Here is a 6,635-nt window from a genome sequence, read left to right as displayed (position 1 = left end):
TATATCCATTAATTTCCTTTAAAGTCTATTTTAAAAGCTGTAGGGGAAGTCTGCGCTTTTTTAGCTACTTATATAATAAGTTTTCATAGTAAATAAACTCCAAACGAAATAAAAGAACTTTTAGAAAATTGATTATTTAATAATTTTATAATATAGTTTAATAGAATATTTTAAGATTAAAAATACAATTAAAATAGAAAATAAAAATATATCAACTCTAAAACTTATTTTAGTTATGTTATTTAAAGCGAATAATTCTAAATTATTATTTGGGATATTATAATCGTAGTACTCTAAAAATTTGAAAGGCAATCCTAATCCATGTTTGAAGTTTGAATAATCTTTAAATTTATCAAAAAATATTGTTGATAAAGTGATAATCGCACTCATAACTAATAATTTAGAATTTTTCATATTATTTTACCTTCTCTCTGAATACATACTGTAATACATTAACATAACCATTGCTTATACAATTAAGGTGAATGATAAATTATCAATGATTTTTTTAAATCGTTTTAAATATGAAATCAGCAATTTTCATAATCTCTTAAACATTATTCTTAATCTATTGTTTACTCTTCAAAATATCTATTAATCTTTCAAAGTATTCAGGTATTGGAGCTTCAAATTCCATGTAAATTTTTTTAGACGGATGAACTAAGCCTAAAAGCCTTGAATGGAGCGCTTGTCCTAAAAGATTAAATCTTTGTTTTTTGTAGCCATACACTTCATCGCCTACAATAGGGTGTCCAATATATGACATATGGACTCTAATCTGATGTGTTCTTCCTGTTTTTATTGTAGCTTCAATAAGTGAATTATTTTTATACCTCTCAAGAACTTTATATAACGTAAGTGCATACCTGCCATCTTCTGTCACAGCCATTTTCTTTCTTTCAACGTGATCTCTCCCAATCGGTGCCTCTATGCTTCCTTCATCATCCTTTATGACACCTTCAACGATTGCAATGTATTTCTTTAAAATAGTCCTTTCTTTTATTTGATTTGAGAGATCTAAATGAGCCTTGTCATTTTTAGCAACAACCATTACGCCTGAAGTATCTTTATCAAGTCTGTGGACAATTCCCGGTCTTAGCTCACCATTGATGCCTGATAAGTTTTTGCAATGGTAAAGAAGCGCATTAACAAGCGTACCGCTGTAATTACCAGGTGCAGGATGTACAACCATTCCCTGAGGCTTATTTATCACAATTATATCATCATCCTCATAAATAATGTCAAGAGGAATATTTTCAGGCATTAAATCTATTTCTTCTACTTCAGGTATATTTACATCAACCGAATCTCCTTCTTTTAGCTTATAATTTGGTTTTATGGATGAACCATTGACTTTTACGAGCCCATTCAGTATTAATTTCTTTAAATATGATCTCGTATAATCCAATTCAGAAGCTAAGAAAGAATCTATTCTCTTGTCTACATCATCTTTTTCTGCGATTATATTTATTTTATCAGCGATATTCATCCATAACAATCCTTTCACCCATATCTGTCCATAAATTTTTAATTTTCATTTTTAAATATCAATACATAACATAGTAAAAATGCTCCAACAACTATCATAGAATCAGCTAAATTAAATACCGCAGGGAAAAATTTGAAATCAATAAAATCAACAACATATCCAAGCCTAACACGATCAATCAGATTCCCTATAGCTCCGCCAAGTATCATTGAAAGCGTAAATTTGTAAAAAGTACTTCCAGGTATTTTCACAATTGAATATATTAATATTGTTCCTACAATAACAGTTATTATAATAAAAAACAAAGTTCTATTTTGCAAAATCCCAAAAGCGGCACCTCTATTTTCAACATACGTAAAATGAAATATATTGTTTATTATAGGAAAACTGCCAATGGGTTTTAAATACTTTACAACAAAATATTTTGATAATTGATCAATTATAATAGAAATAAAGACAATAATAATTTCCAAATTTTATCCTCCTAGATGATAAAGCTTTAAATTAGGGCTTTGAAAATTAAGCCCTAATTTATATATAATCTTATCAATAAATCATTTTACATACTTAGATAGCAATTCTTCTATCTCTTTTTCGTTGATGGAAGGTCTTTTAACATTATCATATAAAGTCCATTCCTCCACGTGGACTGTTGATGCACCAGGCTCTAATTTTACCATCGGGCCTAGTGACTCCATTTCCATCATCCAGTCAGTTGTATACGTCTCATACGATGCATTATAATCCGGATATACAGCATTATCGTCATGTTTGAATTTCTTTATAAAAAGATGGTTGTGATTGAAGTATGCTGCCCATCCTTTCTCATTTTGTATACCAAACTTAAATGGCTCTTTTGTATTTGGATCCTGTTCAAAAATTATGTATTTGTCACCAAAGTGTATTCTGTGATCTTTCATATGCGAATACGGCCACAATACCAAAGCTCTATTTGGCAAAAGACCTGTATCTTTATTAGGCTGCTCTACAACCTGCAAACCGCCAGTTGCCATAACCGATATAGCCCATGGCGAAAGCTCTACCGCCCACGCACCCTTGTTTATCAATGTATGTTTAACTCTTGCAATAGGATTATTTGGATCTAAAGTAATTTCTATCTCTTTTTGTATATTTGCATAATCTTTAGGTTCTTGAATAAGTTTAATACCATTTTCTATTTCTTCGTATTTTATCGGAAAGTTGTCAAGCGTATAAGTTCTAGGCATAGCTTCTGGACTGTGCCACAGCCTATGTCCTCCATAATTTCTCCAGATATTTTCACCTTTTTTGCCAGCATCTTCATCGTTGATGCTAAACTCATTGGCTTGCCCAACAAAACCAAATCTTATTATTCTAGGCCCTATCTCTGTTGTGGCTATAAAATCTACTAAACCATTAGAAACTTCAATACAGTCATTCCAACCTGAGTATGAAACTTTTTTAAAACTCACACTCATTAATATCATCCCTTTCTTTGTATTACAAACGTTATTATAAATCCTTACAGTTAATACATATTCGACATTATTTTAGAGATTCCTTCTAAATAAGAGTGCCTTTGCGGCACTCTTATTTTATTTCTTCAATAATTCTAATGCCTTATTAACAACATTTTCAACAGTAAATCCAAATTCTTTGAAAAGTATATCGCCAGGTGCTGATGCCCCAAAGTGATCAAGTCCAATTACGCATCCATCAAGCCCTACATATTTATACCAGCTCATGGTACTTGCAGCCTCAACTGCAATTCTCGCTCTTACGTTATCTGGAAGCACCATCTTTTTGTATTCTTCCGGTTGTTGATCAAATATTTCCATTGAAGGCATGCTAACTACTCTCGCTTTTATACCTTTCTCCTTTAATTGTTTGCAAGCTTCATAAACCAAATTAACTTCTGAACCGCTTGCCATTAAAATTATGTCTGGATTGCCGCCATCAGCATCACATAAAATGTATCCGCCTTTTAGTGCTTCTTTTGATGTTTCTTCGTAGACGGGTAAATTCTGTCTTGTTAGTATTAATGCAGTCGGACCATCTTTTTTGTTTAAAGCATAACACCATGCGGCAGATACTTCCTTCGAATCTGCAGGCCTTATTACAGTTAGATTCGGAATGCTTCTTAACATTGGCAAATGCTCAATCGGTTCATGTGTAGGACCGTCTTCCCCAACTCCTATGCTGTCGTGTGTATATACGTAAATTACAGGAAGCTTCATCAAAGCTGATAGCCTTACAGCACCTTTCATATAATCGCTGAAAACAAGGAACGTTGATACATAAGGTATTAGTCCACCATAAGCAGCTATGCCGTTTGCAATTGCTCCCATAGCATGTTCTCTAACTCCAAAATGGAAGTTTGAGCCACCTCTGTTTTCGCTGCTATAGTCACCTCTATCCTTTGTATATGTTTTAGTGGATGGCGCAAGATCGGCCGAACCCCCAATAAGATTTGGAACCAATTTTACTAAATAGTTTAAAATTTCTCCGGATGATGACCTTGTTGCAGTCTTTAGTTTGAAATTCCAGAGTCCCTCGTCATTTATCAAATCAACAGGTAATTTCTCACTATGCCACTTGTCCCACTCATCAGCCAATTCTGGATACTCTTTTCTGTAATTTTCAAACATCACATTCCATTTGTCTTCTTCTTCATTTAATTTACTTATAACTTCGTCCATGTATTTACGGACTTCGTCAGGAACGTAGAACTCTTTATCGTAGTTCCATCTTAAAAACTTCTTTGTTTCTTCAACATTTTTCTCTCCAAGAGGTTCTCCATGTGCAGAAGCTTTCCCTTGTTTTTCTGGACAACCATAGCCAATTGTAGTCTTTACTATAATTAAAGATGGTCTTTCTTTGTCTGCTTTAGCTTCTTCTATAGCTTTTCCTATTTCATCCACATTATTGCCGTCTTCTACTTTCAGCACCTGCCAGCCATAAGCTTCAAACCTTTTGCCAACATTTTCTGTAAATGCTATATCTGTACCACCTTCAATAGATATATTATTGGAATCATATAAAGCAATTAACTTGCCAAGCTTTAATGTACCGGCTAATGAGCAAGCTTCAGATGAGATGCCTTCCATAAGACATCCATCACCTACTATTGCATATGTATAATTATCTACAATATTATACCCAGGACGATTAAACTTATTTGCCATATACGTTTCAGCAATTGCCATTCCTACAGCATTAGAAATACCTTGTCCCAAAGGACCTGTAGTTATTTCAACACCAGGAGTATGTCCATATTCTGGGTGACCCGGTGTCTTACTTTGCCATTGTCTAAAATTTTTAAGGTCATCTATAGTGAGCCCATAACCAAATAGATGCAATAAAGAATATAAAAGTGCTGATCCATGTCCAGCAGACAATATAAATCTGTCCCTCGCAGCCCACTTTGGATTTTTAGGGCTATGCTTTAGATACTTTGCCCACAGCGTATACGCCATTGGTGCAGAACCCATAGGCATACCTGGATGGCCGGAATTTGCTTTTTGTACTTGTTCAATTGAAAGTATACGTATAGTATTAATTGTTAATTCATCAATTTTGTTCATACTTTGACTCTCCTTTGCATTATTATTATCACTAATATTATATCATTGGACAAATCGTAATAAAAGAATTTAACTTAAAATTCGTGCAAGTTACGAATTATTTTTATATTTTGCACACTTTTTTAATTAACTTTTATGCAGAAATAACTACATAAGTTAAAATAGGTTATTGACTCAGAAAAAATACTGTGCTATAATTAATTTCGTCGCAGGGGAGTAGCTCAATTGGTAGAGCGGCGGTCTCCAAAACCGTAGGTTGCGAGTTCGATTCTTGTCTCCCCTGCCATTTTTATGTCTAAAATAGCATATTTCATAGCTGGATAAATATAGTAAATAGGCATTGAATATATAATTGGTGACACTTTCGGGACAAAATTAAGCAAAAAATCGATTATAATACTTAAAAATCAAGTACTCACAAAAGAATACTTGATTCTTATTTATGCCGTGGAAATCTTCTCATGATAAAACAATATGCATTAATTTTAGAGCGCTTATTGTTTATATTCTCTAATTCCTAATTTCTCTTTAAGAGCCTCTTGAAACACCTGCGAAAATGGATCCTAAAGTTAAAGATGTATTATTACAAACCCTAATTTTCTCGGCACATTATCTCATCGCATTATTGCCACATAAAAAAGCCCTTCTGGGCATCAGTTTGTAGCTATGCTCATCATAATATCATTTAATTTTTTGCACTTATTTTTCTACTTAAACATATAATATTATTGGCCAAAAAATTTATTATTGGAGGTTGATTTATATGGAATTATCAATCGAGGAAATTAAAAGTTATTTTGATTACAATAATAAAAAAGACGAATGTCAAACTCATAACCATGAATTTTTAGGTAGCACAAGATTAGCTGAAGAAGACAAAAAAGAAAAATATAGAGACAAAGAAAAAAAAGAAGAACACAATCACCGCTTTGCAGGTGTCACCAGTCAAGTTATACCACATGGTGATAGTCATGTTCATGCAATATTAGTCAGCACTGACTTCTTTGAGGATCATCATCATGAGATAGGCGTTATAACTGGCCCCGCTATTGAAGTCGATGATAAAAGACACGTGCACTTTGTGGAAGGAAAGACTACTGTTGATGATGAACACTACCATAAATTCATTTTTGCTACCTTAATCGAGGATCCTATTTCTGAGCAAAAGAAACATTATTAATTTCAATGTCAAATCCAAATTAGCATACTGAAAGCCCGGTTCTATTGCCGGGCTAAAATTATATTTCAAACTATCGATTATTCTAATATGTATTATAATTATATATGTTTATCAAAAAAAGTGGTAGTCTTTAATATCATAGACTACCACATCTACTTTGCTATTAATCATTAAGGATCGCAAGGTCTACGGCAAAAGCAAAATATAATTATTATTATGATGATGATCCAAATCCACCATCCGCCAAAACCTCCAAAACCTTCAGCTTTTAAATCAGTACCCATTCAAAAATCCTCCTTTTACTCTTGGAGTATTCTCGGCAACTTCTGTTGCCTGATATAACTGAATTTCAGGAGATATATTTTTAAATTTATCCCCCAAAATTTCATTCTGAAATCATTTT

Annotated in this window: 6 protein-coding genes and 1 tRNA gene; 2 read left to right on the top strand and 5 right to left on the bottom strand. The window is 33.0% G+C overall.

The annotated features are described in order from the left end of the window. Nucleotides 1-132: 132 nt before the first annotated feature. The 5 genes from J2Z80_RS14610 to tkt all read right to left on the bottom strand — a co-directional run bounded on the left by J2Z80_RS14610 (nt 133) and on the right by tkt (nt 5,052). Complete coding sequence (locus tag J2Z80_RS14610; protein WP_209455033.1) at nt 133-414, bottom strand: hypothetical protein; 282 nt, start codon at nt 412-414, stop codon at nt 133-135. A 154-nt stretch (nt 415-568) separates the two neighbouring features. After that, complete coding sequence (locus J2Z80_RS14605) at nt 569-1,489, bottom strand: RluA family pseudouridine synthase (RefSeq protein ID WP_209455032.1); 921 nt, start codon at nt 1,487-1,489, stop codon at nt 569-571. 38 nt (nt 1,490-1,527) lie between these two features. Continuing rightward, nucleotides 1,528-1,962, bottom strand: coding sequence for a signal peptidase II (gene lspA, locus J2Z80_RS14600; protein ID WP_209455031.1), 435 nt, complete (start codon nt 1,960-1,962; stop codon nt 1,528-1,530). Between the two features lie 81 nt (nt 1,963-2,043). Next, nucleotides 2,044-2,946, bottom strand: coding sequence for a TTE1925 family mutarotase (locus tag J2Z80_RS14595; RefSeq protein WP_209455030.1), 903 nt, complete (start codon nt 2,944-2,946; stop codon nt 2,044-2,046). A gap of 117 nt (nt 2,947-3,063) precedes the next feature. Further along, the gene (gene tkt / locus J2Z80_RS14590) at nt 3,064-5,052 is read right to left on the bottom strand and encodes a transketolase (protein WP_209455029.1); all 1,989 of its coding nucleotides are present in this window, start codon (nt 5,050-5,052) and stop codon (nt 3,064-3,066) included. A gap of 210 nt (nt 5,053-5,262) precedes the next feature. On the opposite strand from tkt, the gene J2Z80_RS14585 reads away from it, so the two are divergent. After that, a tRNA-Trp gene (locus J2Z80_RS14585) sits at nt 5,263-5,338 on the top strand. Nucleotides 5,339-5,815: 477 nt separating this feature from the next. Then, nucleotides 5,816-6,232 carry a YmaF family protein gene (locus J2Z80_RS14580; RefSeq protein ID WP_209455028.1) on the top strand — a complete coding sequence of 139 codons (417 nt, stop codon included), beginning with the start codon at nt 5,816-5,818 and terminating at the stop codon, nt 6,230-6,232. Nucleotides 6,233-6,635 lie beyond the last annotated feature (403 nt).

The organism is Thermoanaerobacterium butyriciformans, assembly GCF_017874545.1.
Classification (GTDB): domain Bacteria; phylum Bacillota; class Thermoanaerobacteria; order Thermoanaerobacterales; family Thermoanaerobacteraceae; genus Thermoanaerobacterium; species Thermoanaerobacterium butyriciformans.
The sequence above is the reverse complement of the archived record's forward strand: the minus strand, read 5'-3'. Positions and strand labels throughout refer to the sequence as shown.